Source organism: Streptacidiphilus sp. PAMC 29251, assembly GCF_054208735.2.
The window spans coordinates 5,104,553-5,129,343 of record NZ_CM135725.2; the positions used below are offsets into that span (position 1 = coordinate 5,104,553).

22 protein-coding genes and 4 pseudogenes are annotated in these 24,791 nt (G+C 70.9%); 10 read left to right on the forward strand and 16 right to left on the reverse strand.

Going from position 1 to position 24,791, the window contains the following annotated elements; all coding sequences use genetic code 11:
* Positions 1–289: 289 nt before the first annotated feature.
* Both ACXKR8_RS24045 and ACXKR8_RS24050 read left to right on the forward strand, forming a co-directional pair.
* The gene (locus tag ACXKR8_RS24045; protein WP_458275072.1) at positions 290–1,501 is read left to right on the forward strand and encodes a molybdopterin-dependent oxidoreductase; all 1,212 of its coding nucleotides are present in this window, start codon (positions 290–292) and stop codon (positions 1,499–1,501) included.
* A complete protein-coding gene (locus ACXKR8_RS24050) occupies positions 1,498–2,007 on the forward strand; it encodes a hypothetical protein (protein ID WP_458266645.1) in 510 nt (169 codons plus the stop codon). Before ACXKR8_RS24045 ends, ACXKR8_RS24050 begins: the two co-directional genes overlap by 4 nt.
* A 711-nt stretch (positions 2,008–2,718) precedes the next feature.
* Here ACXKR8_RS24050 and ACXKR8_RS24055 read toward each other — a convergent pair.
* The 8 genes and pseudogenes from ACXKR8_RS24055 to ACXKR8_RS24090 form a co-directional block, all read right to left on the reverse strand.
* Positions 2,719–3,405 carry a hypothetical protein gene (locus ACXKR8_RS24055; protein WP_458266646.1) on the reverse strand — a complete coding sequence of 229 codons (687 nt, stop codon included), beginning with the start codon at positions 3,403–3,405 and terminating at the stop codon, positions 2,719–2,721.
* Positions 3,406–3,472: 67 nt separating this feature from the next.
* Positions 3,473–4,102, reverse strand: coding sequence for a methyltransferase domain-containing protein (locus tag ACXKR8_RS24060; RefSeq protein WP_458266647.1), 630 nt, complete (start codon positions 4,100–4,102; stop codon positions 3,473–3,475).
* 68 nt (positions 4,103–4,170) lie between these two features.
* Positions 4,171–4,896: a TIGR04282 family arsenosugar biosynthesis glycosyltransferase gene (locus tag ACXKR8_RS24065; RefSeq protein ID WP_458275073.1), complete on the reverse strand. Its 726-nt coding sequence runs from the start codon at positions 4,894–4,896 to the stop codon at positions 4,171–4,173.
* Positions 4,870–5,541: pseudogene (locus ACXKR8_RS24070) on the reverse strand (glycosyltransferase family 2 protein); the annotation flags it as partial. The gene ACXKR8_RS24065 and the pseudogene ACXKR8_RS24070, both read right to left, overlap by 27 nt.
* A gap of 546 nt (positions 5,542–6,087) precedes the next feature.
* Positions 6,088–6,791 (reverse strand): annotated as a pseudogene (locus tag ACXKR8_RS24075) (IS630 family transposase); the annotation flags it as partial.
* A gap of 906 nt (positions 6,792–7,697) precedes the next feature.
* The gene (gene gnd, locus ACXKR8_RS24080) at positions 7,698–8,732 is read right to left on the reverse strand and encodes a phosphogluconate dehydrogenase (NAD(+)-dependent, decarboxylating) (protein ID WP_458266648.1); all 1,035 of its coding nucleotides are present in this window, start codon (positions 8,730–8,732) and stop codon (positions 7,698–7,700) included.
* A gap of 56 nt (positions 8,733–8,788) precedes the next feature.
* Positions 8,789–10,174, reverse strand: coding sequence for a glucose-6-phosphate dehydrogenase (locus ACXKR8_RS24085; protein ID WP_458266649.1), 1,386 nt, complete (start codon positions 10,172–10,174; stop codon positions 8,789–8,791).
* Positions 10,175–10,634: 460 nt separating this feature from the next.
* A complete protein-coding gene (locus tag ACXKR8_RS24090) occupies positions 10,635–10,913 on the reverse strand; it encodes a hypothetical protein (RefSeq protein WP_458266650.1) in 279 nt (92 codons plus the stop codon).
* A 283-nt stretch (positions 10,914–11,196) separates the two neighbouring features.
* Here ACXKR8_RS24090 and ACXKR8_RS24095 point away from each other — a divergent pair, with 283 nt between their 5' ends.
* A complete protein-coding gene (locus ACXKR8_RS24095; RefSeq protein WP_458266651.1) occupies positions 11,197–11,400 on the forward strand; it encodes a three-helix bundle dimerization domain-containing protein in 204 nt (67 codons plus the stop codon).
* A gap of 364 nt (positions 11,401–11,764) precedes the next feature.
* On the opposite strand, the gene ACXKR8_RS24100 is transcribed toward ACXKR8_RS24095, so the two are convergent.
* Positions 11,765–12,271 carry a MarR family winged helix-turn-helix transcriptional regulator gene (locus tag ACXKR8_RS24100; RefSeq protein WP_458266652.1) on the reverse strand — a complete coding sequence of 169 codons (507 nt, stop codon included), beginning with the start codon at positions 12,269–12,271 and terminating at the stop codon, positions 11,765–11,767.
* A 217-nt stretch (positions 12,272–12,488) separates the two neighbouring features.
* Here ACXKR8_RS24100 and ACXKR8_RS24105 point away from each other — a divergent pair, with 217 nt between their 5' ends.
* On the forward strand, positions 12,489–14,198 hold the full coding sequence (locus ACXKR8_RS24105) for a chloride channel protein (protein WP_458275074.1): 1,710 nt from the start codon (positions 12,489–12,491) through the stop codon (positions 14,196–14,198).
* Positions 14,199–14,362: 164 nt separating this feature from the next.
* On the opposite strand, the pseudogene ACXKR8_RS24110 reads toward ACXKR8_RS24105, so the two are convergent.
* The 3 genes and pseudogenes from ACXKR8_RS24110 to ACXKR8_RS24120 all read right to left on the reverse strand — a co-directional run.
* Positions 14,363–14,533 (reverse strand): annotated as a pseudogene (locus ACXKR8_RS24110) (IS110 family transposase); the annotation flags it as partial.
* Between the two features lie 250 nt (positions 14,534–14,783).
* Positions 14,784–15,260: a hypothetical protein gene (locus tag ACXKR8_RS24115; RefSeq protein WP_458266653.1), complete on the reverse strand. Its 477-nt coding sequence runs from the start codon at positions 15,258–15,260 to the stop codon at positions 14,784–14,786.
* A 389-nt stretch (positions 15,261–15,649) separates the two neighbouring features.
* Positions 15,650–16,741 carry a hypothetical protein gene (locus tag ACXKR8_RS24120; protein WP_458266654.1) on the reverse strand — a complete coding sequence of 364 codons (1,092 nt, stop codon included), beginning with the start codon at positions 16,739–16,741 and terminating at the stop codon, positions 15,650–15,652.
* Positions 16,742–17,115: 374 nt separating this feature from the next.
* On the opposite strand from ACXKR8_RS24120, the gene ACXKR8_RS24125 reads away from it, so the two are divergent.
* Positions 17,116–17,517, forward strand: coding sequence for a hypothetical protein (locus ACXKR8_RS24125; protein ID WP_458266655.1), 402 nt, complete (start codon positions 17,116–17,118; stop codon positions 17,515–17,517).
* 191 nt (positions 17,518–17,708) lie between these two features.
* Here ACXKR8_RS24125 and ACXKR8_RS24130 read toward each other — a convergent pair whose 3' ends face one another.
* Both ACXKR8_RS24130 and mihF read right to left on the reverse strand, forming a co-directional pair.
* A complete protein-coding gene (locus ACXKR8_RS24130) occupies positions 17,709–17,912 on the reverse strand; it encodes a cold-shock protein (protein ID WP_380505530.1) in 204 nt (67 codons plus the stop codon).
* Between the two features lie 446 nt (positions 17,913–18,358).
* On the reverse strand, positions 18,359–18,673 hold the full coding sequence (gene mihF / locus ACXKR8_RS24135) for an integration host factor, actinobacterial type (RefSeq protein WP_458266656.1): 315 nt from the start codon (positions 18,671–18,673) through the stop codon (positions 18,359–18,361).
* Positions 18,674–19,011: 338 nt separating this feature from the next.
* Here mihF and ACXKR8_RS24140 point away from each other — a divergent pair, with 338 nt between their 5' ends.
* The gene (locus tag ACXKR8_RS24140; protein WP_458266657.1) at positions 19,012–19,362 is read left to right on the forward strand and encodes a PRC-barrel domain containing protein; all 351 of its coding nucleotides are present in this window, start codon (positions 19,012–19,014) and stop codon (positions 19,360–19,362) included.
* 526 nt (positions 19,363–19,888) lie between these two features.
* Here the strand turns inward: ACXKR8_RS24140 and ACXKR8_RS24145 are convergent.
* A complete protein-coding gene (locus ACXKR8_RS24145) occupies positions 19,889–20,335 on the reverse strand; it encodes a response regulator (protein ID WP_458266658.1) in 447 nt (148 codons plus the stop codon).
* Between the two features lie 327 nt (positions 20,336–20,662).
* Between ACXKR8_RS24145 and ACXKR8_RS24150 the strand changes: the two genes are divergently transcribed.
* The 4 genes and pseudogenes from ACXKR8_RS24150 to ACXKR8_RS24165 all read left to right on the forward strand — a co-directional run bounded on the left by ACXKR8_RS24150 (position 20,663) and on the right by ACXKR8_RS24165 (position 24,092).
* Complete coding sequence (locus ACXKR8_RS24150) at positions 20,663–22,303, forward strand: sensor histidine kinase (protein ID WP_458266659.1); 1,641 nt, start codon at positions 20,663–20,665, stop codon at positions 22,301–22,303.
* On the forward strand, positions 22,300–23,490 hold the full coding sequence (locus ACXKR8_RS24155) for a PP2C family protein-serine/threonine phosphatase (RefSeq protein ID WP_458266660.1): 1,191 nt from the start codon (positions 22,300–22,302) through the stop codon (positions 23,488–23,490). Before ACXKR8_RS24150 ends, ACXKR8_RS24155 begins: the two co-directional genes overlap by 4 nt.
* A 175-nt stretch (positions 23,491–23,665) precedes the next feature.
* Positions 23,666–23,800 (forward strand): annotated as a pseudogene (locus ACXKR8_RS24160) (STAS domain-containing protein); the annotation flags it as partial.
* Between the two features lie 121 nt (positions 23,801–23,921).
* On the forward strand, positions 23,922–24,092 hold the full coding sequence (locus ACXKR8_RS24165; RefSeq protein WP_458266661.1) for a hydrophobic protein: 171 nt from the start codon (positions 23,922–23,924) through the stop codon (positions 24,090–24,092).
* Positions 24,093–24,277: 185 nt separating this feature from the next.
* On the opposite strand, the gene ACXKR8_RS24170 is transcribed toward ACXKR8_RS24165, so the two are convergent.
* Positions 24,278–24,697, reverse strand: coding sequence for an ATP-binding protein (locus tag ACXKR8_RS24170; RefSeq protein ID WP_458266662.1), 420 nt, complete (start codon positions 24,695–24,697; stop codon positions 24,278–24,280).
* Positions 24,698–24,791: the final 94 nt, after the last annotated feature.

Below are 24,791 nucleotides of genomic sequence, written 5' to 3' on the forward strand. Positions count from 1 at the left end.
GCTTGCGCCTCACCCGTCAAGGGATCGATGCATGGATGCCGACGACCCTCGTGGGGATGTTCCGTCCCCGGCGAGCGACCAGCCCGCTCCCGGTGTGAACGCTGCGGCAGGGGCTACCACCGGTCCGGAGAACCCGCCCCCGGACGCGCGCGGCAGCAGCCCGTGGCAAGCGGCGGCAGGCGGCGGTGCTGCGCCGAAGGGTGGTCGGCTCAAGGCTGCGCTCACCGCGGGTCCGCCGCCCGGCCCGGCCCGCCCGGAGTTCTGGCGCAGTCCGCTCCGGGGGCCCTGGCTGACCTCGGTCTTCGGCCTGGTCCTGCTGTTCGGCATTCCGGTGATGTTCGTGACCGGCCTGCTGTCGTACGCCGCGTACAACCCGGATCTGGCGGCGGTCAACGACCAGACGCCGGACAAGGGCTGGCTCGGCTTCTACCTCTTCTCCTGGCCCACCGACCCGTCCTGGCTCTACCGGCTCACCCAGGGCGTCCATGTCACTCTCGGCGTGGTGCTGGTCCCGGTGCTGCTGGCCAAGCTCTGGTCGGTGATCCCCCGGTTGTTCTCCTGGCCGCCGATCCGGTCGGTGGCCCACGCCATGGAGCGGCTGTCGCTGCTGCTCCTGGTCGGCGGCGCACTGTTCGAGTTCGTCACCGGGCTGCTGAACGTGCAGCTGCACTACCTCTTCCCCGGCTCGTTCTACACCCTGCACCTCTACGGTGCGTGGGTCTTCATCGGGGCTTTCGTCGTCCACGTCGCCTTCCGTATCCCGACAATGGTCAAGGCCCTGCGCAGCCGCCGGCTGCGTACCGAGCTGCGCATCCCCGCCTCGCAGACCCGACCCGAGCCGCCGGACGAGACCGGGCTGGTCTCACCGCGGCCGGCCCCGGCCACCATGTCCCGGCGTGCCGCGCTCGGCACGGTCGGCCTGGGCTCGCTGGTCCTGTTCGTGGTGACCGCCGGTCAGAGCATCGGCGGCTCGCTGCGCCGCACCGCCCTGCTGGCCCCGCACGGCCAGGATCCCGGCACGGGACCCAACGGCTTCCAGATCAACAAGACCGCCCAGGCCGTCGGCATCCGAGCGGGCGACATCGGCCCGCAGTGGCGGCTGGTGGTCCGCGGCCCGGGATACGAGCGCACGCTGACGCGGGCCCAGGTCCTGGAACTGCCCCAGTACGAGGCCGCGCTGCCCATCGCCTGCGTGGAGGGCTGGTCCACCGACGACCAGCACTGGAGCGGGGTGCGGCTGCGGGACCTGGCCGTCATGGCAGGATTCCACGGGCAGGCGCCGGAAGTGTTCGTCGAATCGGTGCAGCGCGGCGGATCCTTCGCGGCCACCGTCCTGCGCGGCAACCAGGTCAACGACCCGCGTTCGCTACTGGCCCTGCGAGTCAACGGCGAAGACCTGTCGCCGGACCACGGGTACCCCGCGCGAATCATCGTCCCGGCCAACCCCGGGGTGCACAACACCAAATGGGTGACCCGGCTCACCTTCGGAGCCTCCTCATGAAGCGCCTTCGGACGACCAGCCTGCGCGAGCGCTACGGCGCGTCCCCGCTGCACCTGCTGCTGGTCCTGTGCTCCTTCGCCCTGGCCCTGTACGCCGGACTGCGGCTGCTCAAGGGCAACCCGGTCTCGGTCGCCCTGTGGTTCATCGGCGCCGCCCTGCTCCACGACCTGGTCCTGCTCCCCCTCTACACCGTCACCGACCGCGCCCTCCAACACCTGCTCCCGAACCGGGCAGGGGAACAGACCCGGGCCGTCGCCGGGCGGATCAACTACGTCCGCATCCCCGGCCTGGTGTCCCTACTGCTCCTGGCCGTCTGGTATCCGCTGATCCTGCGCCGGGTTCCGGACTACCAGAGCACCACCGCACTAGCCCCGGGCAGTTTCCTCGGACACTGGCTGCTGATCACCGCCGCCCTGTTCGCCGCCTCTGGGCTGTGCCTGCTGATCGCCATGCTCCGCCGCGCCCGAGGATCCCCTGGGCGAAAGCCTGCGGTGCGGCGGAGCTGACGCCCCGGCACCGGCCCTGCCTCGGCGCGCCGCCGCACCCGCGAGCACCAGGCACAGCGCGGGAAGGTAGGCCTGCTGCTGCAGGGCTCCCCCCGACAGGTACACGACCTCACCGGCCACCGGCAGGGCGAGCCACTCCCAGCAGCCGTCCAGCACGACCAGGGCCACCACCAGCAGCGCGTACCAGGGGAACGCGGGGGTGACCACGAACAGGGCGGTACCGGTGACAGTCAGCGCGCCGCGCGACGGTGCGTCCGGATCGCCCGAGCGCAGCACGTACAGGACTGCTGCCAGCACTACGGCAGCGGCGGCCAGGGGCAGCAGGTTCTGGGGGATGGCGAGCAGGGTGAGCAGGCCGAAGCCGGTGCCCTGGTCGTACCCCTGTTCCTGGAGGTAGCCCGGCAGGTATCCGAGCACGCCCAGGCCCGAGGCGAGGACGTAGGGCGTGTAGCTGAGCAGGAAGGCGAGTGCGGCGGCGGTCGGCAGCAGCAGGTCGCGAACACCGAAGCGGCGGCCCTTGACCAAGCAGCCGGACATGGCGCCGGGTAGTGCCAGCGCCGGGATCAGCTTGGTTCCGGTAGCCAGGCCGAGCATCACCCCGCCCGTGCCGCGCCTGCGGTCGGGGACCAGGCCCAGGCCGCAGACCATCAGCAGCACGCCCAGGGTATCCACGTGTGCGTCGTTCACGGCCCAGGCCGCCACGCCGGGACACTAGCCCCACAGTGCCGCCCGGTGCACGGGCAAGCGGGTGCGGCGCAGGACCAGCAGCAGTGCGCCGGTGGTGGCCACGGCCAGCAGCGCGCCGCCGGCCTGGGCCGCACCGATGCCGGGACGGCCGGTGAGATGGCCGGCCGCGTGCAGGGCCAGGAACCAGAGTTCCGAGACGGGCGGGTAGATGGTGTGCACGCCTGGCCGGTTGATGTAGGTGCAGATTCCGCCGGCCTGGTGCAGGTCCCAGCCGGTGCAGTGGCCGGTGACCGGGAACAGCGCCGGGTTGTCGGCCCTCAGCTCGGCCAGGGCCGGGGCGGTCGGGGCGTCGGCGTAGGGGGAGATGCCCGCTGCCTGGACCTGGCCGTCCCACAGGTAGCGGTAGGCGTCATCGCTGGTCCGCGGCGGTGCGAGCAGCCCGGTGAGGGCCACCGCCAGACTGCCCAGGAGGACCATGGCGGTGATACGGCGGGCCGGAACCCGCCGCGCCAGCACGACCGCGAGCGTGAACAGCACCAGGTCCGCCGTGTACCAGCCGTACAGCGGGACCTGGTCTCCCAGCGTGCCCGAACTCGTGAAGGTTCCGCCCAGCGCCGCGACGAGAGCGGCCAGTGCCAGCACGCACGGCCACGTCGCAGCGCCCGAGGAGACCTGCTCCGGGTCGGTGCGGGGCGCACTGGTGTCGGACATGACGGTGCGCTCGCGACGTTCGCGTCGCCCCGACCTGCTCGACCGTTCCCGACGGGGTCGGTAGGGGTCAGTGGCTGCCATAGCGGCCGGTCTGGCGTCGTAGGGCGAGGAAGTGCCGTCCCTGACTGGTCCACGCGTCGGCGAGGGAGAATCCCGCGCCGACTGCGCAGCGCAGGGCAGCAGGTGCGCCCAGCCGCGCCCAAGGGAAGGCGGGCCCGCTGCGACCCCTGGCGTTTTCCACGCTGACGGTGACACGTTCGTCCAGGTCCCCGGGTTCGACCTCGACCAGCAGCACCCCATCGCGGGCCAAGAGCTCGGCGGCCCGGCGCAGCAGGGCGGACGGGTTCCCGCCGATGCCGAGGTTGCCGTCGGCGAGCAGTGCGGTGCCCCAGCGGCGCTCGCCCGGCAGGGGGTCGAAGACCGATCGGCACAGGGCGTTGGCGCCCAGGCCCCGGGTGCGGGCCACCGCTGTGTGGGTAATGTCCACCCCCAGGGCGGGAAGACCGCGGGTCTGCAGTTCGGCGACCAAGCGGCCCGGTCCGCAGCCGATGTCCAGGGTCGGCAGCCCGCGTCGCAGACAACGAGACAACAGGGTCCAGTCGGCCGGCCCGGGCGGGGCGCACCAGCGTTCGACGTCCAGGGGGTGTCGGTGGCCGTCGTCGCGGCGCAGCCACAGCGGCCCCCTACCGGTTCGCATCGCCTCGGTATAGGGATCATCGGACCAGGGGTGGGGGTGCCGGGCAGGAGCGAGGATCCCGGGAGGGTTCACCCGGCCACGCCCTGAGAAGCTCGCCGTGCTGGTGTTTGTGCCCGGCCAGCCGGGTCAGTGACGGTGTGCCAGAGCCGCGCGAAACGGCTGTCCGGTGCCAGGGCGGCGACCTCGGCGGCGTCGGCGACCGTGTCCACGTCGTTGAGCACCGGCAGGGTTGCCACCCGCAGCCCTGCCTCGGCGAGCCGGTCCCGCAGCGCCGTGCCCGTCGACGGGTGGGACATCGGCACGCCGAGCAGCAGACGGCGTGCCAGGTCCGCGTTGGGGCGGGCCAGGCCGAAGGCCCAGAACCCGCCGTCGGCGGCCGGCCCGAACCAGGCGTCGGTGTCCGTCCTGGGCGCCCACGACAGCGCCTCGGCGAGCACCCGAGCCGCCACCTGCGGGGTGTCCATCCCCACCAGCAGTGCGGGCGGACCGGCCGCTCCCTGGTCGACGGCAGCGAAGGCAGCGGCCAGCCGGGCGTCCAGGCCGCCGTCGCTCTGCGGCACGACCTCCCAGCCTGGCGGTAGCCAGCGCCCGACCGGACCGTCCAGGACCAGCACCCGCCGCCCGGCCGGCACCCGGGCCAGCGTCTCGAAGGTGTCCACCAGCGCCGCCTCGGCCAGCCGGGCGGCCTGCTCAGGCGAGCAGGCCGGCGTCAGCCGGGTCTTGACTCGCCCCGGCTGCGGGGACTTCGCGATGACCAGCAGCGTGGGCAGCGGAGCGGCGAGGATCGCGCGCATGTCGTGGATCGCCTGCCGGGTGCCCCGCAGGGTGCCGGTGACTTTCGAGCGTCCGGCCCGGGGCCGGTAGCCGACGTCCCGCTCGGCGATGCGCATCCCGGCCGCGGCACCGGAGAGCACCATCTCCAACGGATAGCCGCAGCGGCGGTCGCCCAGCCCCAGGTCCAGCAGCCGGTCCCGGCCCGCGGCCCGCATCGGGCCGAGGTCGTGCAGGTCCGCGCCGGTGCGGGCGCGCAGCCTGCGGGCCAGTTCGGCGTTCGCCAACCGGGCGTGTACGGGCCAGACGCCCCGCCCGGTCGGGCGCCGACGTCCCAGCACCAGATCCGCCGTGCCCGCGGCGACGGGGGCGACCAGGCCGGGCAGCTCCGCCGGATCGAGCGAGGCGTCACAGTCGCAGAAGCACACGTACGCAGCCGTCGCCGCCAGCAGCCCGGCCTGGCAGGCTGCTCCGAAGCCGCGCCGGGGCTCGGTGACCACCAGCGCACCCAGGGAGCGGGCCAGCTCGGCCGAACCGTTGTCCACCACGACCGCGCGGTAACCCTCCGGCATCCGCTCCAGCACCCACGGCAGCGCGGCCGCTTCATTCAGGCAGGGCAGCACGACATCCACAGTCTGCGCAGCGGAACCGGTGGGGGAGTCTGTCATGGTCAAACGCTATGGGCAGCGAGCGGAGAAATGCCGCATGACACCTTACAGATTCCCTACGGCGATCCAGCCGGCCCGGGGCGCCCACGGCAACGCTGATATTCCGTCACTACTGAACTTGAATCCGTGATGTCGGGGTCTGCTGCTCGGTGATGGGGCCCGACTTGCGGCTTCCCCACGACGCGGGAGTACGAGGATGATGTCCGCGTGATTCGAGACCTGCCGCCGTTGCCGTTGCCCCAGTACGCCGTGCTCCGGATCGGCTGCTCGCCGCGGGTGCCTACAGAGATCGCCGCCGATCTGCGGCAGACTGGCGTGCCGGCGGGACTGATCGGCTACGAGTACCGACCGCTGGCCGAGGCGGCAGTTCTGGACGGGTTCAGCGAGGGCGGGGTGGTCGTCTTCGGGTCCTGCAGTCTGTTCGGGCTGATAGGCATCGATGTGGCTTCGCGCCTCATCGTGCACATCCCCAGCACCGAGGCTTCGGTCGTCAACCACGTGAACCGGGACCTCGGGGCCTTCCACCGGTGCGTGGCGGCCACTATCGCCCGCTCGGCCCCGGTACTCGCGGATCGCGTAGATCAGCCGGGACCGCTCGCCGGGCTTGTAGCAGGTCATCTCCGCCATGGAGACACGGCCCGAGCCCCGTCCGCGCACCCGGACGACCGGGGTGGAGCCCCGGCGACCCCAGGTTCTGGCACGCGGCGGCGTCATCGACTGGCTGGCCTCGTCCTCGAAGACCACCCAGGCTCCGTTCACCGCCGCGGTGCTTTTACCCGGGGCCACACCTCCCGCTTCCACAACTCGACCGCGTCGTCGTCGCGTTCGATCGCGCGCCGGGCGGGCAACTGCCAGGACCAGCCATGCCGCCGCAGTAGCCGCCACGTTTTCTCCACGGTGTACGAGACGTGGAACAGGCGGCCGATCAGTGTCTGCACTCGGGCCAGCGTCCACCGCTGGTCGGCCCACCCATGGGCCAGCGGGCCTCGCTCCAACTCCTGCTCCAGCCTGGCTATCTGCGTCTCCGACAGTCGAGGTCGGCCAGGCGATCCCTTCGACGCCAACCCGGCCAGGCCCTCCTCGCGCCACTGGCGCCGCCAGCGTTCCACCGACCGCTCCGAGACACGCAACGCGGCAGCGATCTCCCGGTTCTTCTCGCCGGCCTCGAAGCCAGTCACGGCCTGGAGCCGGACCCGCTCTCGCCCGGCCCTCTCGGCGTCGGTCAAGCCGCCGCCCTGCGGATACCTCACCCCACCAGGACTACCGAAACCACCCGCACGCTGTCCGGCGAACAGCCCGACATCACCCAATCGAGTTCAGTAGCTGTGCAGCTGAGCGCAAGCGAGGGCCGCCACGCCAGCAGCGGAGTCCGGGCATCCGTTCGATCACGGAATCCGTAGCTACGCGGCCCGCATCATGCACGAAGACGCATAGCCCGTGTGGCCTCCGTCCCGTGGTCGACCAGTTCCGACAAGAGTCGCTGTGGTAAGACCGCCTCGCGCTGCCTATGCCAGTGCTTACCCTCATGATCAGCGTCTATCTCAGTGCGGGGCGGCCAGGCGTTGAAGGCACGCATCATCCGTGCATGACCTTCCCTAGGCGGCGGGAGGTGCGAGATGGTTCTCATGGAAGCAGCCGAGACCATGCCCGCTCCCGTGAAGTATGCGCTCGAGTACGTGAGCACACGGTGCGATGTACCGCGCCGATCAGGTTGCCGTCGGGATCGCGCAGATGCGCTGGTGAAGGGTCCGAGGGCACCGGTGTGCAGATCTGGGCAGGCGGACAGGTGCCCTGCGACCTGGACCTGCGTCATGTCGGTGACCAATCAAGGGTGCGAGTTCCCGCGTGTTAGCGCGCGGCGTGGGGGGCAGTTCGCAGCCTGGCTGATGGAGGTTGATCTTGCTGGTGCCAAAGGCCAGCGCGTGGCGTCCCGCGCCGAACGTGACCGGGTGTATGCCGGGGCAAACGCCGATAGAACCTGACGGCCCGTTTGATATCCGCGACGGGCAGGACCAGGTGATCCAGGCCGGTGATCCGCGTACCGCCGGTGGGCTCAGGATCACCTGGACCGAATGCCGGACAGGGTTTGCCCAGGCCCAGGCGAGAGCAACGCGCATGAAGGTTCGAACAGCCGCCGCCGACGGGGTGAGCGCGGGTCAGGTCTTCTTCTCGTCGTGGCCGCCGAATCCCTTGCGCATCGCCGACAGGGTCTTGTCCGCGAACTCGTCCGAGTGCTGTGAGGCGAAGCGGGAGTAGAGGGCGGCGGTCAGGACCGGGGCCGGGACGCCTTCATCGATCGCCGCGATCGATGTCCACCGCCCTTCCCCGGAGTCCGAGACGCGGCCGGTGAACTCCTTGAGGTCCGGGGACTGGAACAGGGCCGAGGCGGTCAGGTCCAGCAGCCAGGACTCGATGACACTTCCTCGGCGCCAGACCTCGCTGACGGCGGCGGTGTCGATGTCGAAGCGGTAGAACTCGGGTTGTTCCATCGGTGCCGTCTCGGCATCGCCCTGGACAGCGAGTTCACCGGCGTCGGCATGCTGGAGGATGTTGAGGCCCTCGGCGAGTGAGGCCATCATTCCGTACTCGATACCGTTGTGGACCATCTTCACGAAGTGGCCCGCACCGTTGGAGCCGCAGTGCAGGTAGCCCTGCTCGCTGGGGTGGGGCTCGCCTGTGCGGCCGGGGGTTCGCGGCACGGAGTCCATGCCGGGGGCGATGGTGGCGAAGATCGGGCGGAGGCGGTCGACGGCTTCCTTCTGTCCGCCGATCATCAGGCAGTAGCCGCGGTCGATGCCCCACACCCCGCCGCTGGTTCCGCAGTCGATCAGGTCGATGTCGTGCTCTTGGAGGGTGGTGGCCCGGCGGATGTCGTCGCGGTAGTAGGAGTTGCCGCCGTCGATGATGGCGTCTCCCGGGGCCATGTGGGAGGCCAGTTCGTCGATGACGGTGCCGGTGATGTCACCGGCCGGAACCATCACCCAGGCGGCCCGGGGCTGGGTGAGCTTGCTGACCAGGTCGGCGGTCGAGCTCGCGCCGACGGCGCCCTCGGCTTCCAGTGCCTGGACGGTGTCCTGGTCGGTGTCGAAGACCACGCAGCTGTGGCCGTCGCGCAGCAGCCGGCGGACGATGTTCGCGCCCATTCGGCCCAGGCCGACCATACCTAGTTGCATCGGAGTGCTTGTCGTCATCGTGGGAACTCCATTCGGGGTGCACAGGTGCCAGGCGCGCGGAGCGGGTGTGGGGGCTATGCGGTCTGCCAGGAGAGGTGGTCCTCGCCGAGGGTGTCCGCCGTCTCGGGGCCCCAGCTGCCGCGTGGGTAGGGCGTGGGCGCGGGCGGTTGCCGGAGCAGGGGTTGCAGGATGCGCCAGGTCTCCTCGACGGCGTCCTCGCGGGTGAACAGGGACCGGTCACCGGTCAGCGCGTCGTGCAGGAGGCGCTCGTAGGGTGTGGGGGGCTTGCCGAGTTCCTGGGCGAACGCCAGGTCCAGGTGCACGTCACGGGAGCCGGTTCCGTCCGCGGCCTTGGACAGCATCGTCAGGCGCATTCCCGGTTCGGGGTCGATGCGCAGCACCAGTTGGTTGGGGCCGGTCTGGTCGGGCAGTTGGAGGAAGGGCTGGGGCGGGGGCTGCTTGAAGATCAGCCGGACGTCGGTGGCGCGGGTGGCGAGTTCCTTGCCGGCCCGAAGGAAGAACGGCACCCCGGCCCAGCGGTCGTTGCGGACCTCCAGCCGCAGTGCCACGTACGTCTCGGTATCGGAGCCGGTGGCCACGCCGGGGACCTGGTCGTATCCCTGGTACTGGCCGCGCACGCAGTGCGCGGGGTCTGCGTCCGCGATGCAGCGGAACACCTCGGTCTTCGCGTCCCACAGTGCGTCCGGTCCGGTGTCCCGCGGGGGCTCCATCGCGACCAGGGCCAGGACCTGCAGGAGGTGGTTCTGGACCACGTCCCGTAGTGCGCCGACCGCGTCGTAGAAGGCGCCGCGGTCCTCAACTCCGAAGTCCTCGGCCAGGGTGATCTGCACCGCGGCCACGTGCTCGCGGTTCCACACCGGTTCGAGCAGGGCGTTGGCGAAGCGCAGGCACGACACGTCCAGGACCGGCTGCTTGCCCAGGAAGTGGTCGATCCGCAGGATCTGCTGCTCGTCCAGGACCTGGTGCAGTTGCGCGTTCAGCGCCTTGGCCGAGTCGGCATCGTGGCCGAACGGCTTCTCGACCATCACCCGGCTGCCCTTGGTGAGGCCGGCCCGGCCCAGCTGGTCCACGACACCGGCGAACAGCGAGGGCGGGATCTCCAGATAGAACAGCGGCCTGGAGCAGCCCTTCAAACGGTGGGCCAGTTCCCGGTAGGTGGCCTGGTCGGCGAAGTCACCGCCCAGATAGCTGAGCCGGTCTGCCAGGCGCTGGAGTATCTTGTCGTCCACCGACTTCTCGGCCGCGCCCACCGCCTCCTTCATCGAGGCGTGCAGCTGTTCGGGTGACCAGTCCTCCAGCGCGACCCCGATGATCGGGCAGTCGAGCAGCCCGGCCTCCTCGAGGCGGTACAAGGAGGGGAAGGTCATCTTGTGGGCGAGATCCCCGGTGATCCCGAAGATCACCATGGCATCGCAACTTTGACCTGCGGTTTCACTCATCCTCAGCCATGACCTTCCCTCGGCGCCTGATGCGATCCGCGACTGTCTCGACCACGGCCCCGCATGAGGCGGCTACCCCTTGCGATCAGACCGAACCGGGGCGAAGCCGCGACGCGGCCTGCAGGCGGGGTGCCCGGCTCGGGATGCGCCCATGGCGTGAGAGGCCGCCGGTGCCGGTTCTCCTTCAGGGGGACCAATGAATAGCCCGGGCGAGGAGCTACACCCACGCGGCCGGCACCGATATCTCCTTGGCCGCGGTACCCGCAGGCGTCCAGCGCATCCTGGCCCCGGTGGGGCTTGACCTGGTTCGCATCAACTACCCCGGCTCCGACCACGCCTGACCATCCGTACACCTCATTGACCTGGTCCGCCTGCATCCCGTGGGTGCGCCGCGGACGAGGGAGGCACCTGACCATGGGCCGGTGACGGTGGCTGACCGGTCCAGCCTGGTGGTCGGTCGTCAGCCGGTGCTGGTACTGGTGCTGCTGGTCTGTAGTCTGGCGAGTTCGGCGGCCCACCGGGTGGTGTGGGCGGAGATCTGGGCGCGGTCGCGGGTGGGGACGGAGCGTTTGTCGTCGCGGACCTGGGTGGTGCGGCGCCACCAGGCGTCGTGGTCCTGGTCGGTGGTCGCGCTGTCGGCAAGGTGGCTGTAGTGGGCGATGAGTCGGTCGGCGGTGGCCTGGAAGTCGGCGTAGAGGTCGGCGGTGTCGGCGTCCTCTGGCTGGGGCGGCACGGTCATGGCCAACTCCTTCTGGTGGGTGGAGGCTGTCCAGGACAGTCTCTCCGCGCGGAGGGGTCCTAACGCCCCCGGACACGGCCAAGCCCCGTGGGTACTCGCCCGGCGCCGCGGATGCGGGCGCGTGCGCGTCCCCGCACATCTTGTTCATCTCCCGGACTTGGATCCGGGCCCGGCCGTGGGCATACGACCTGTAAGCCCGTGTGGGCCCGCCGCGCGGCCGGGCCCGTCAAGAGCCGGGCTTGGACGCGGTGGTGTGTCGGACCCTGATCCATGGAGGCAACGGATGCTGGTGGAGCTACAGGAGGAAGCGGCGCTGGAGCGGGTGCGTGAACAACTGCACCGCCGCTACGACCCGGTGGTATCTCCGGGCGAGGTGGACCGGGTGCTCCGGCGTACCCGGCACCGATTCGAGGGCCGCCCGGTGCGTACGTTCGTACCGATCCTGGTCGAGCGCTCGGTCCGGGTGGAACTGGACCAACGCCCGTAGGGCGACGCAGGCGCGGGGCCGCACCGTGCGGAACAGTCTGCCCGCTACCAGGGCTGCGGCTTCGCCCCGGCCAGGCCTTGTGCCGTCCGGTACTGGCGGGGGAGCTCCACGCGTAGGCCTCGGTGTTCTCCCACCATGTCGAGGTCACGCAACTCTCGCGGTGGCAGCACCGTGATGGTCCCGGCCTGGCATGAGCGCGATTCCCCGGTCGGTCCGAGAAGGGCTGCCCGCCGGTTGCGACTGTGTCCGCCGCGCATACGTCGGGTCCTGAACCGAGCTGCGATCGCCGGGTTCCCGGCGGACTCGGAGCCCTGGACCCGTCGGTGTGCAGCGGCCTGCCAGGCGCGGTCTACGGGGGCGCCGGTCAGGTCCAGCCGGGCAGGGCGAGTCCGGTGTAGGCGGTGGGGTCGACCTGGGCCTCGCCGGCGGCGTCGGCGAATGCCTGCAGGGCGCGGACCATCGTGCCCCGGTGCTCCTCGGGCATGGCGGCCACGACTTCGGCGATCTCGGCTTGGCGGCGTTCGGTGACCGCGTGCACCACCAGACCTCCCGCGCCGGTGGCGACCAGGCGAACCACTCGGCGGTCCTCGGGGTCCGCGGTGCGTTCGACCATACCGGCCGTGGTGAGACGGTCCACCATGCGCATCGCGGTCGAGGGGTTGACCGCGAGCTGCTCGGCCAGGCGGGACAGGCTGGTGGCACCGCTGGTGTCCAGGACCACCAGCATCCGGAACTGGGGGACGGTCAGGGTGTCCTCGACCGCGGCCAGCGACCGGGCGGAGATGGCGACCAGTACACGGGAGGCGGTCACCACGGCGGCGACCATGGCGTTGATCGGGGCGGGTTCCTGGGACGGCAGGAGTTCAGGCATGACAGCAGTTCTACCCCCTGCGGCGCGCCCGCACGGTGACGAGGGCACCTCCGCCTTTCTTTAGACAGTGCAAACATTGCATACTGCAAGCATGGACGAGCCTGTAAGCACCAAGCCCCGACCGACCTCCGGGCGCATATCCCCGGCCGCGCCGATCGCGCTGCAGCGCGGACTGTCGCGCCTGTGGGTGGGTCTGCGCGAGTCCAAGGGCGGCTTGGTGGCATTGGCGCTGGCGGTGGGTGCGGGCGCGGGACTGGGCGCGGTCGCGTTCCGCTGGATGATCAGGACGTTCACGCTGCTGCTCTCCGGCCACACCGACTACTCGGCCGCAGGCCACGCCGCCAACCCGCACGTGCCCTGGCTCGGGCGGTTCTTCGTGCTCCTGGCCCCGGTCGTCGCGGGGCTGATCTACGGGCCGCTGGTCCAGCGCTACGCCCGCGAGGCACGCGGCCACGGGGTGCCCGAGGTCATGTACGCCGTCGCCCGTCGCGGCGGAAAGATCGCCCCGCAGGTCGCCCTGGTCAAATCCCTGGCCTCGGCGCTGTGCATCGGCGGCGGCGGCTCGGTGGGACGCGAGGGCCCGATCGTGCAGATCGGCTCAGCGCTCGGCTCCAGCCTGGGGGGCTGGGTCAAGGTCGCCGAGGACCGGCTCAAGGTCCTGGTCGCCTGCGGCGCCGCCGGCGGTATCGCCGCGACCTTCAACGCCCCGCTGGCCGGGGTGTTCTTCGCGATGGAGCTGATCCTGGGCGACTTCACCGCCGAGTCCTTCGGCATGGTCGTCCTGGCCTCGGTCACCGCCTCCGTCATCGGCCGCGCAGCGCTGGGCGACAACCCCTTCCTGCACCTGCCGCCCTTCCAGGTCCAGCACCTGTCCCAGTACCTGCTGTTCGCGCTGCTCGGACTGCTCGCCGGAACCCTGGGCGTGGGCTTCAGCAAGGTCCTGTACCGGATCGAGGACGCCTGCGACAAGGTCTGGCGCGGCCCCGAATGGGCCCGCCCGGCCGTCGGCGGCCTGCTGCTGGGGCTGCTGCTGCTGTTCCTGCCCGAGATGTACGGGGTCGGGTACCCGGTGCTGGAGAACGCGGTCGGCGGCAGGTACGTCATCGGATTCCTGCTCGTGCTCCTGGTCGGCAAGATCGTCGCGACCAGCCTGACCATCGGCATCGGCGGCTCCGGCGGTGTGTTCGCCCCCTCGCTGTTCATGGGCGCGATGCTCGGCTCCGCGTTCGGCGCCGCCGCCCACGACCTGGTACCCGGCGCTGCCGGACCGGTCGGCGCCTACGGCCTGATCGGCATGGGCGCCGTGTTCGCAGGAGCTGCCCGCGCCCCGATCACCGCCGTGATCATCCTGTTCGAGCTCACCGGCGAATACACCGTCATCCTGCCGCTGATGACCGCCATCGTGCTGGCCACCCTGGTCAGCCGCGCCCTGTCCCACGACACCATCTACACGGCCAAGCTGCGCCGCCGCGGCATCGACCTCGACGCCGGACCCGACACCTCCCCCTTCGCCGGGATCACCGTCAGCGCGGTCATGGAACCGGTCCCCGAAGCCCTCCCCGAGACCATGGCGCTGACACAGGCGGCGGACCGGCTGGCCGCCTCCCCGCACGGCGTCCTGCCCGTCCGCGCCACCGACGGCACCTACCTGGGCACCGCCACCGCCCGCAGCACCGCCCAAGCCCTGGCCGACGGCACCCACCCCATCAGCACCCTGGCCACCATCACCCACCGACCCGCCACCATCACAGCCGCCGACGACCTCACCGATGCCCTCGACGCCCTCGCACACGCAGGCACAGCCGGACTGCCCGTCCTGGACCCCACCCGCACCCGACTGGCCGGCTGGATCACCTACGAATCCGTCCTGGCCAGCCTGCACCAGCCCAGCACCGCATCTGACGAACCAGCCACAGCAGCCCACTGACCCCGGTACGACCCCCGGACCGCGCCGCAAACCCGAGAGGCCCCATGCCCACCAGCCCCAGCACCATCACCGCACACCTGTGCACTGCCCTGAACACCGGAGACCGCCTGCCCCTGAGCCAGATCCTGCACCCCCGACGTCCGCTGGACCCCGGCAGAACAGCACACCTGGTTGGCGACCAGCCAGTCCCGCAGTTCCAGCAGGTCATCGCTCATGGTGGAGAACGTGCGCACCTCGTAGTGGATCCGTTTGCCCGGACCGGGGACCCGGATGCAGACCTTGCACTCACTCTTGCCCAGGTCCACCCCGGCACACCGTTCGACGATGACATCCATGCCCCTGACCTGCCTCTCTCCGCAAGGCTCTGCTGTGCGGTCGGCGGTGCCCGCCCTTCCGGGGCTACAGGATTCGAAGACGCTCTCTTGCGTGCCCACGGCAACAACACTGGAGTCCTGCACTCAGCCCCCGCGTCCGACTAACTCACGGGCTCAACGGTCAGCACCAAGCGGGATCGACGTCATCGGGACGGGCACCAACCCCGAATTTTCCCGGCCTCGGGGCGGGACCGGAAGGGACCGGGGATGACTAACTCCAAGGCTCGGGTGCGGGGGCGAACAGGAGCCGGGCGCAGGCCACGGTCGCTGCCAGGGCCGCTTGGTGGCCCTGGCCGCGATCGTGGTCCCAGAACCCGACCAGGAGTCGTCCGGGGCCGTCCACGACGTGGGCTCCCAGGTCGGATCCGGGCGCTGCCAGGTGGGCGACGGTGTGCAGGCGGCCGTCGATGCCGACGGGCTCACCCGCGCTCACCCGGTAGACCGCCTCTCCGATCACGACCGTGCCCCTAGTGGACAGGCGGGCCCCGCGGCCGGCTTGCAGGAACAGCTCACGCGTGTCGACCGCGGCGTGCACATGCGCCCGCAGGGAGCTGGCCCCGGTCATCGCCGCCCCCACCAATCCCTCGGGATCCTGGTAGTAGGCCAGCGCGTACACCTCGGCTTCGTGCCAGCCGAGCACAGCGCCCAACTCCTCGTCCCACGCGGTACTGCTGAGCCCCTGCGGCATATCCGCCCCTTCGGTCCCGCTCGACGAGCGAACCACTGTGACAGCACGTCCCGCAGGGGCACCAATCGCACCGCGCGCAGCACGTTCTGAGCGCCCCCTGCAGCCGCGTGGGCCGAAGGCGTTGTTGCCCTGCCTTCTCCGGCCGCACGCGGCGGATGGGCATCCGCGTTATCCACAGGCTGTGGACAGCCCCCACTGGCATTGGACTGTCCAGCGGGCCATGCCGCGGGGCGTCGGCGAGCGCTGTGACCGGGGGCCGCGCCGCGCCCAGCACGCGTGTGCGACGGCTGGCGCATGGCGCGGCACTGTTCCGCCCCTGCGGTTCCGGCGCACCGGGGCCCTTGCGGGCCTCACGGCGGTCGCCGGGACGGCGGGGTTCTGGCCTTGGATCAGGCGGTGGGTGCGGCCGTGTAGTGGGAGCGGTTCCTCTCCCCCGTGACGATGGCCACGGTGCCTTCCTTCGCCAGGCTCTTGAGGACGTTGCGGAAGTTGGTCGCGTCCGAGGGCTTCCACTGGTCCCCCATCACGGTCCGGGACAGGTCCGTGGCCGACTGTGGCTGCGAGGCGGCGCGGAGGGTGGCCACGATGGTGGGGCGATCTGCCCGGACCGGCTTCGCGGCCGACACGGGTGCGGCCTCCGGTACACCAGCCACCGCAGCGGCGGCCGATTTCCGTGTGTTCTTCCTCGGTGCGGCCTGCTTGGCCGCCGGCGCCTTGGAGCCGGGCTTTCCCTTACGCGCGGCGGGAATTCGCGCGGTTGAACTCGATGACTTGTCCTCGGCGATGCCTGCTGCGGGGAGGTCGCCCTTCGCGGCCTTGGGCGCGGCCTTCTTTCGCGTCGTCCCGGCCTTCTGCGCAGGCGCCGCGGGGGGAGCGGTAGCGGAATAGAAGGCCGTGCCTGACTGCGCCGACTTCTCGGCGTGTCCAGCCGTCAGGAGTGCGGCCAGGGCGCGGCGAATGCCCTGGACGGCCGAGGGCGAAGCGTCGGGGCCGCTTACCGCGGTTGCGATCTCGGCGACCTTGTGAATCCCAGGGGTGGTGTTCAGGTATTCGAGGACCTGGTCCTGGATGGTGCTGCTCGTCGACCTGGAAATGGGCTCGGTCTGCTGGCCCTGGGTGGCTGGGGCGCTGTCGGGCAGGGCTCCCACCACGCCGTCGCCCTGGACCAGTTCCGCAAGGTCGGGGGTCACCGTGCTGGCTGCGGCCTTGCGCGAGCGACGCGATCGCGCGACCGTCCCGGAATCCTTGGTCTCGTCGAGTTCGGCCAGCGTGGAAACCAAGAGGTCACGGCTGTCCGTCAGGACGTTCACCGACGCCTGCTTCAAGTTGAGTTCCCGGTCCAGCTCTACCACCGCCTGCTCGGCCTGGGCCAGTTCCAGGTTCAACTGCTCCAGTTGACCGGTGAGGTAGTCGCGGATCCCGGCGAGAACCGCTTCGAGCCTGGTGGTTTCTGTGTCTGCCATGAGCGCGGTACCCGTCATTTGAAGCCATTGTGTTCCCGTGATGGTAGACACATCCGCTGCGCGGTGTGGCGTGATGGGTCCACATTCCCTCGTTGTCGGTATGCGCAACAAGGTAGTTGGGGTGTTCGCGGCGCGGCTATCACCGCGGATATACAGGATCGCCCGGACACGAAATCGCGGTCAACGGCGACTCAACGATCCCTGGAACGGGTGCTTCGCGCATTGCACCAACTGGGGGCGAATGCCGCATCGTTCCACTCCGGTTGTGCCAGTCGGCTGCCCGGCGCTCCGGTGGGCGTGGTAACTGACTGGCAGCGTGTCGCTTGTCGTCGCAGGCCGTGGGGCGGGGTAGATGGTTGGCAACGGTTCGTCGTGTGATGAGGAGGGGTCAGGTGAGTTTCGGTCGGTGGCTGTTGGCGGCCTCGGGGGCGCTGGTGCTGTTGGTGTGGGCGGCTCGGCGCCGTGAGGTCGGGCGCGAGGTGCGCGCGGCCGGCCGCGAGCACCGTGCGTTGGCCAACGCGGCGGACTGGGCGCTGCGCCGGGCGTGCTTCGCGGCCGACCGCGACCAGATGGTGCTGGTCACCGTGGACGAAGTCCTGGCCAGGGCCATGGAGGACTTCGGATTGGTCAAGGTGGGCCGTCAGCACGCGGCCACGGTGCTGCGCGAGCGCCTTGGTCTGCTGGGTGGGCGTGCCGACATCGTCACCGACGCCGACCTGGATCAACTTCCCTCACCCCGTGCAGCCTGCGCGGGCCACCGGCCGTTGTGGGGACGCCGCCGACCGGCCTGGTAGCGGGCCACACCGCACTGGCCACCGGGCTCCCTCACGGGGCGCCGCCACGCGCGGGCGCTGCCCTAGGACGTGAGCGGCCATCTGCCCGCAGCTCCCCCGTTGTGCCGCGGCACCCGCTTCGCGGCAGCGAGCGACGGCGCCCCGCCGACAGCTGCGGGCTGTCGGCGGGGCGTCGTCGGGTTCCGGGGTTGTCAGGCCGGGACGATGTTCTCGGCCTGCGGGCCCTTCTGGCCCTGGGTGACGTCGAAGGTCACCTTCTGGCCCTCCAGCAGCTCGCGGAAGCCCTGCGCGTTGATGTTGGAGTAGTGGGCGAAGACGTCGGCGCCGCCGCCGTCCTGCTCGATGAAACCGAAGCCCTTCTCGGCGTTGAACCACTTCACGGTGCCACTGGCCATGCTGATCTCCTTGACATGCGCAGCCGCCGGTGCCCGCACTGTGCGGCCACCGCGTTCGGCCCATCTCGTCTGTGGCGCCTTCCCGGGCAGCGAAACGCCCGTGATCGCGATCACGGGCGAGTACGACTCGGAACCACGACTGCTCCTGGCGGCCACGCTACCGCCCCGGCATTCGCGCCACCACAGGACACGGCCCTGCGACGCCCCGGCACAGCGCGGCGGCAACAGGACCCGGCCAGTCCGCCCCCGGCAGTATTCTGGGGTGCTCGCAGCCGAAGTCCTGTGCACTGACCGACCCATCTACGTCAGACAGGGCCGGGCGTTGACCGAGACAGCCTGATGAGGGCGCTCACTACATCCCCCGTCGGCACCCGCCCGCGCGACGGTGAGCAAGCCGTCACCGGTATGAGGGGTCTTCGGGGAAGCCACTGCGCCGGGGCATCTGGTCACTGTGCCGTGGAGAAGCGCTCCCGGAGCAGTTCGCGCTGGCGGGCACCCAGGCCCTGGATGCGCCGGTTGTCGGCGATCTGAAATTCCGCCATGGTCTGTGCGGCGCGGACCTTCCCGATGCCGGGCAGCGCTTCGAGCAGTCGGCGTACCGGGATCTTGCCGACCGTGTCTCCTTGCGTGCTAAGCAGTTCGGACAGGGTGACGCGGCCCTCCTTGAGGCTGGTCAGGAGTTCGCTGCGTTCGCGGCGCACGACCAGGGCTCTGGCCAGCGCGTCCGTGCGGTCGGTGGCCGTGAGTTGGGGCAGCGCCATGATCGCTCCTTGTCGCGGTGGCGATAGGCGTCGTCACCGTCCGGTGGTGTGGTGACCTGTATCTTCCCGGCTCCCCGCTGCCCATGCCTCTCCGCCTGGCCAGGGCCGGCTTTGCTGGGACCAGTCCGCGGGGGGCTTCGTGCGGCCGGGTTCCAGCCCGGGAAGTCCGCGCTTGCTGGGCGCTGGTGCGGGCACACGTGTCAGGGCCGGATCTGCCTGCCCCGCGGGGGCGCTCACCGCGTCGGCAGACCCGGTGACGGGGCAGCGCACCAGAGCAAGGGAGCACGGACATGCCGCACTCGTACGACCAGACGAACCTGTAGGACTACCAGCAGGAGGTGGCCCATCCGGAGGCGGACCGCGCCGAGCCAGGGGTGGTCACCGGCTACACCGTCCATGCCAGCGACGGGAAGGTCGGCACGGTGCTGCGCACGGACACCACACCCGGGCAGGCGCACCTGACCGTCACCACCGGCCCCTGGTTCCTGGGCAAGCAGCTGGTGCTGCCGCTGGGCATCATCGCGGCCGTCGACCACGAGGAACAGAGCGTCCTGCTGGCGTGCACCCGCGCCCAGGCCAAGGATGCCCCCTCCTACGACTCCCACGACCGGGACGCCTTCGCCAGCTACCAGGAGCGGGCACTGACCTACTTCTCGGGGGCCGAGCCCGCGGACCGTTTCGCTCCTTGAGCCCTCACGCGTACCAGGGCAGGAAGCGGCGTGGGGCTGCTGCCGGTCCGCCCGCAGACGACGCGGCCGGTGACGCCGCCCAGTGTCGCGCAGAGCGGTCGCGGCCTCATAGGCCCAGGTCCGGGCCTGGCCACCGTCCTTCTGGGCGGCCAAGCCAGGCCAGACCGTGGTGCGCCGCCCTGCTCGGGCATCGCCGGGGCTGAGGTCTCACGATGGGGCGGCGTGGTTGCCGGGTTCGTTGTTACGTCGCGCGACCCGGTCGCCCCAGGTCGTCAGCAGGCTGACGGTGCGGCTGCCCAGGCGTCGGCCGGCTGCGGTGCCGCCCGTGTTGTGCCCGGGAACGGCTGCGGCCTTGGGCAGCAGCCGGTTGGCCAGGGTCAGCGCCCGTACCGTGGTGGCCGGGGCCAGGCCGTGGGCGCGTACCGCGATCTTCGCGGCCGGAGTGAGGACGAGTTCGGGGCGGCGGTAGAGCGAGCCGGACCACCGGTTCGCCCGGCGTGCGGTTGCGCGGATGGGGTCCTGGCGGTCAGGGGCGCGGGTTGGTGGGCGGGGTGGAGGTGTCGAGGAAGAACGCGTCGATGGACTGGACGGCGTGGATGAAGTCGTCGAGGTTGACGGGCTTGGTGATGTAAGCGTTGCTGTGGTTCCGGTAGGCGCCGCTGACGTCGTCGGGGGCGTTGGACGTCGTCAGGACCACCACGGGGATGATCTTCAGTGCGTCGTCGTTCTTGAGGATGTCGAGGAGTTCGCGGCCGTTCATGCGCGGCATGTTCAGGTCGAGCACGATCAGGTCCGGCAGGGCGATGGCCGGGTCGCGCAGGCGTTCCAGCGCGGCGACGCCGTCCTCGACCTGATGGATGCCGCGGGCGGCGCCGCGCTGCAGCAGGGCCTCCTCGATGAGCATGGCGTCCGCGGGGTCGTCCTCGACCAGCAGGATGTCGTAGGGGCGGGACGCTGCCAGGGCGGCCATCATGTCAAGAGGCTCCGGTCCGGTGTCAGGGGTGCGCGGGAATGTGCGGGGCGGGAGCGGTGCAGGCGCGGACGGGTCACCGCGCGCGCCCGCTGCTCTCGATGATATCGGGCCGCTGCGCACCAGCCACAGTGCGGCCAATCCCGCACGGCCAACGGCGCACCGGCGCGTGCGGGCCCGCCGAGGGAGCGCCGCCCACCCCCGCGCACGCCCCGGTCGGGAACGGCATATTCAGGGTCGTTGGACGGGGGCGGTACAGTGTCGGCGCCGACGCGGCGCTGCCCCGGTACCGATTCCGGGTTGTGGGTCGGCTGGGCGAGAGGTACGCGCGTGTCCGAGCAGCACCCCCCGCAGGCGGGCCCTCGCATACCGCTGGGATCGCGGTGGACCACCCGGCGCTGGCTGACCGTCGGCGTCAGCGGCGCCCTGGCCGTCCTGCTGGTGCTGGGACTGCTGGGGGCATGGGTGCTGGCGCGAGCCACCTCGGTGACCGATGCGATGGTCAACACCGGCTCGCCCGCGCTGACGAACTCGGTGCGCCTGGAGATGTCGCTGATCAACCAGGAGACCGGCATCCGCGGCTACGGCCTGTCGGGGCAGTCCCAGTTCCTGGAGCCCTACCGCTCCGGGCTGGCGGACGAGAAGACCGCCGTGGACAAGCTCCACACCCTGCTCACCGGGGACCCCGTCGCCCGCGCGGACCTGGACGCGGTCCTGGCCAAGGCCGCGGTGTGGCAGGGCGACATCGCCGAGCCGATCGCCGCCTCGCCCCCTGGGGCTCCCATCGCCCTGGCCACCAGCCGGGCGGACCTGGGCAAGCAGCAGTTCGACGCGATCCGGGCCGTGGCCGCCACCCAGCAGGCCCACCTGATGAACGAGCGCAACGAGAAGTACAACGCCCTGCAGAGCGTGCAGACCCTGCGCGACTGGATCTTCGCCGCCATCGCGGCGGTGATCCTGCTCCTGTCCGCACTGATCTTCACCGGGCTGCGCCGAGGGGTGACCTCACCCCTGGAACAGCTGTCGGACGACGTGCGCCAGGTCAGCGCCGGCGACTTCACCCGCCCGGTCACCACCACGGCGGGCCCAGCGGACCTGCGGCTGCTGGCCGCCGACGTGGAGGGCATGCGCCGGCGCCTGGCCGACGAGCTGGACTTCACCGACCAGGCCCGCCAGCGCCTTAACGAGCAGGCAGCGGACCTGCAGCGCTCCAACGCGGAGCTGGAGCAGTTCGCCTACGTGGCCTCCCATGACCTGCAGGAGCCGCTGCGCAAGGTCGCCTCGTTCTGCCAGCTGCTGCAGCGCCGCTACGCCGACCAGCTCGACGCGCGCGCCGACCAGTACATCGCCTTCGCGGTCGACGGCGCCAACCGGATGCAGACCCTGATCAACGACCTCCTCGCGTTCTCCCGCGTCGGGCGCATGCACCAGGAGTACACCCCGGTGGACCTGGAGCAGGTGTTCAACACCACCGTGGACGCGGTCAGTATCGCCGCCCAGGAAGCGGGGGCCCAGATCACCCATGACCCGCTGCCCACGATCAGCGCCGACAGCACCCAGATGGGCATGCTGCTGCAGAACCTGCTCACCAACGCGATCAAGTTCCGCGCCCCCGGCCGGCCGCCGCGCATCCACCTGGAAGCGCGCCAGGACGGGGACCTGTGGCGGTTCGCGATGACCGACAACGGCATCGGCATCGGCCCCGAGTACGTCGAGCGGGTCTTCGTGATCTTCCAGCGGCTGAACACCCGCGAGGCGTATGCGGGCAACGGCATCGGCCTGGCCATGGTCAAGAAGATCGTCGAGTTCCACGGCGGCACCATCGCGGTGGACCCCGACCACACGCCGGGCACCCGCATGGCCTTCACGCTGCCCACCACCGCCACCGCCCCCACCACGGACCCCGTCACCCCCGAACGGCTGCCCGATCCCGGCACAGCAGCCACCCCGGCCCAGGACACCGCCCCATGACCTCCCCCCAGTTCTCCCCCGCCGGCCGCACCGACCCGGACCAGGAGCACTACCGCATCCTGCTGGTCGAGGACGACGCCGGAGACGCGCTCCTGGTCGAGGAACTGCTGGCTGACACCAAACTCGGCCACAGCCTGACCTGGGTGCCCACCATGGCCGCCGCCATGGACCAGGTCGGCCGGGCCGCCCCGGACTGCATCCTGCTGGACCTGCACCTGCCCGACGCCCACGGCGTCCCCGCCGTCACCGCCGTCCAAGCCGCCTGCCCCCACGCGGCCGTGGTCGTCCTGACCGGACTTGCCGAGACCACCGCCGGCTCCCAGGCCGTCGCCGGCGGCGCCCAGGACTACCTCGTCAAAGGCCACGTCGAACCCGAACTGCTCACCCGCGTCATCCGCTACGCCGTCCACCGCAAGGCAGCCGAACGCGCCACCGCCGAGCTGCGCGAGAACCGCCTGCAGGCCGCTGAGAACATCCGCCTGGAACGCGGTCTGCTGCCCGCCCCGCTCCTGCGCACCGACGATGTCACCGCGACCACCCGCTACCTGCCCGGCCGCCAGCGCGCCCTGCTCGGCGGCGACTTCCTCGACGTCGTCCAGACCGCCGACGGCCAGGTCCACGCCGTCATCGGCGACGTCAGCGGGCACGGCGCGGACGAGGCCGCCCTGGGGGTGTGCCTGCGCATCACCTGGCGCGCCCTGACCCTGTCCGGGCAGCGCGGCACCGCCCTGCTGTCCTACCTCGAACAGGTCATGGTCGCCGAACGCCCCCGCGCCGACATGTTCACCACCGTCACCACCGTGGCCATCGACCCCGCCGCCAGGCGGGCCACCCTCCACCTCGCCGGCCACCACGAACCCCTCCTGCTCACCGGCCGCACCGCCCAGCAGGTCAGCTGCGCCCACGGCATCGCCCTGGGCGTCGCCCCCGGCCTGGAGCACTGGCCCGCCACCACCGCGGACCTACCCCCCAGTGGGGCGCTGCTGCTCTACACCGACGGTCTGACCGAGGGCTACCGGGGACCAGGCAGCGAGCGCCTGGACGTCACCGGCCTGATCGAACTGATCACCCAGGCCGCACCCCGCCCCACCGACGTCCTGCTGGACCAGGTGGTCTCCAGCGCCCAGACCCTGAATGCCGGACGCCATGCGGACGACCTCGCTGTCCTCCACCTCGCCTGGCGGTGACCGAAGCCGCCACGCACCGCATTCTCGGGCGAGCCGGTCGGCGACCTGGCGCGTGCGGACATCGAGCCAGCGCGCGGTCGCGCGGTGATTGGCGGTCAGCCGTTGAGTTGGGCCAGGGCGGCGGTCAGGTTGGGCTGGATGTCGAAGAACGGCCGGGTGCCGGTGGTGGTCAGCGGCGCGCACCGTCGTGGTCGGCATGGCTCCCTCGGTCGCGATCACCCTGGTGGAGCTGGGCCTGGACCTGCACGGCATCCGCACCGCCCAGAACCTGGGCGCCGGCCTGCTCTACCTCCAGCACGAGGGGCGACCCTCCAACGGCGCGCGCACCGCACCTGCGCCCAGTGTCTTTAACCGGCGCACATCCGCGCAGCTCACTGCCCCGTTTACGCCGTTCGAGTGGGGGCACACGCTGTTGTAGGAGAGTGATAACTATGGGTCCCGTCCTTCTTGTTCTGCTTCTCGCCCTGATCCTCGGTGGCGCCGGCTTCGCGATCCACATCCTGTGGTGGATAGCCATCGTCGTCTTGGTCCTGTGGGCGCTTGGGTTCGTCTTCCGCGGCGCCGGTTCCGGCGGCAACCGCGGGCGTTGGTACCGCTGGTGACCACCCTCACCTGAGGTACCGCCCTGCTTCACCGATGCGCCGCCCACCTCGATGGTGGACGGCGCATCGCCACGTCCAGGCACGCTTGGCCTGATCCGGGGTAGGTGAACGTTGTGTGGCAGGTGGGGAACGGTCCTGCATGGACCCATACCGTGCCCTCCTACCGGTCCCCGCCTGCCACACCCTCAACCGCCGGGGCGCGGGCCCCACTGGGTCACGCGCACTCTGGTGCCGCGCTGGGGGGACCAGTCGATTCGGAACTCGTCCAACAGGCGCCGCGGCCGGTCCAGGCCCGCCACCGCCCCGGGCCGGCGCTCATCATCACCGGGCGACACCCCAGGCACTGCCGGCTCCCGCGGGTCGTCCTGGAAGACCAGGCAGACCCCGGTTCGCCCGGGGCGAGCCACGGCCTGCATCCGCACAGTGCCTGCGCCGGCGTACACGAGCATGTTGAGAGCCAGTTCCCCGGTGGTGGCGACCAGTAGCATCACCTGCGCGTCGTCCAGATGCTGTGCGCGGGCGAAGGCCCGGACCACAGCCCGCAGCCGCACCACGTCCTGCGCCGCGGTCACCACCATCAAGGCGGCACGGGGCTGGGGTGTCACGCCGCTCTCCTTGGCCAGGGCAGCGTCACCTCAACGACCCGCCCCACGCCCACTGCCCCGACCTGGGCGATCCATTCCACCGGGACCAACACGA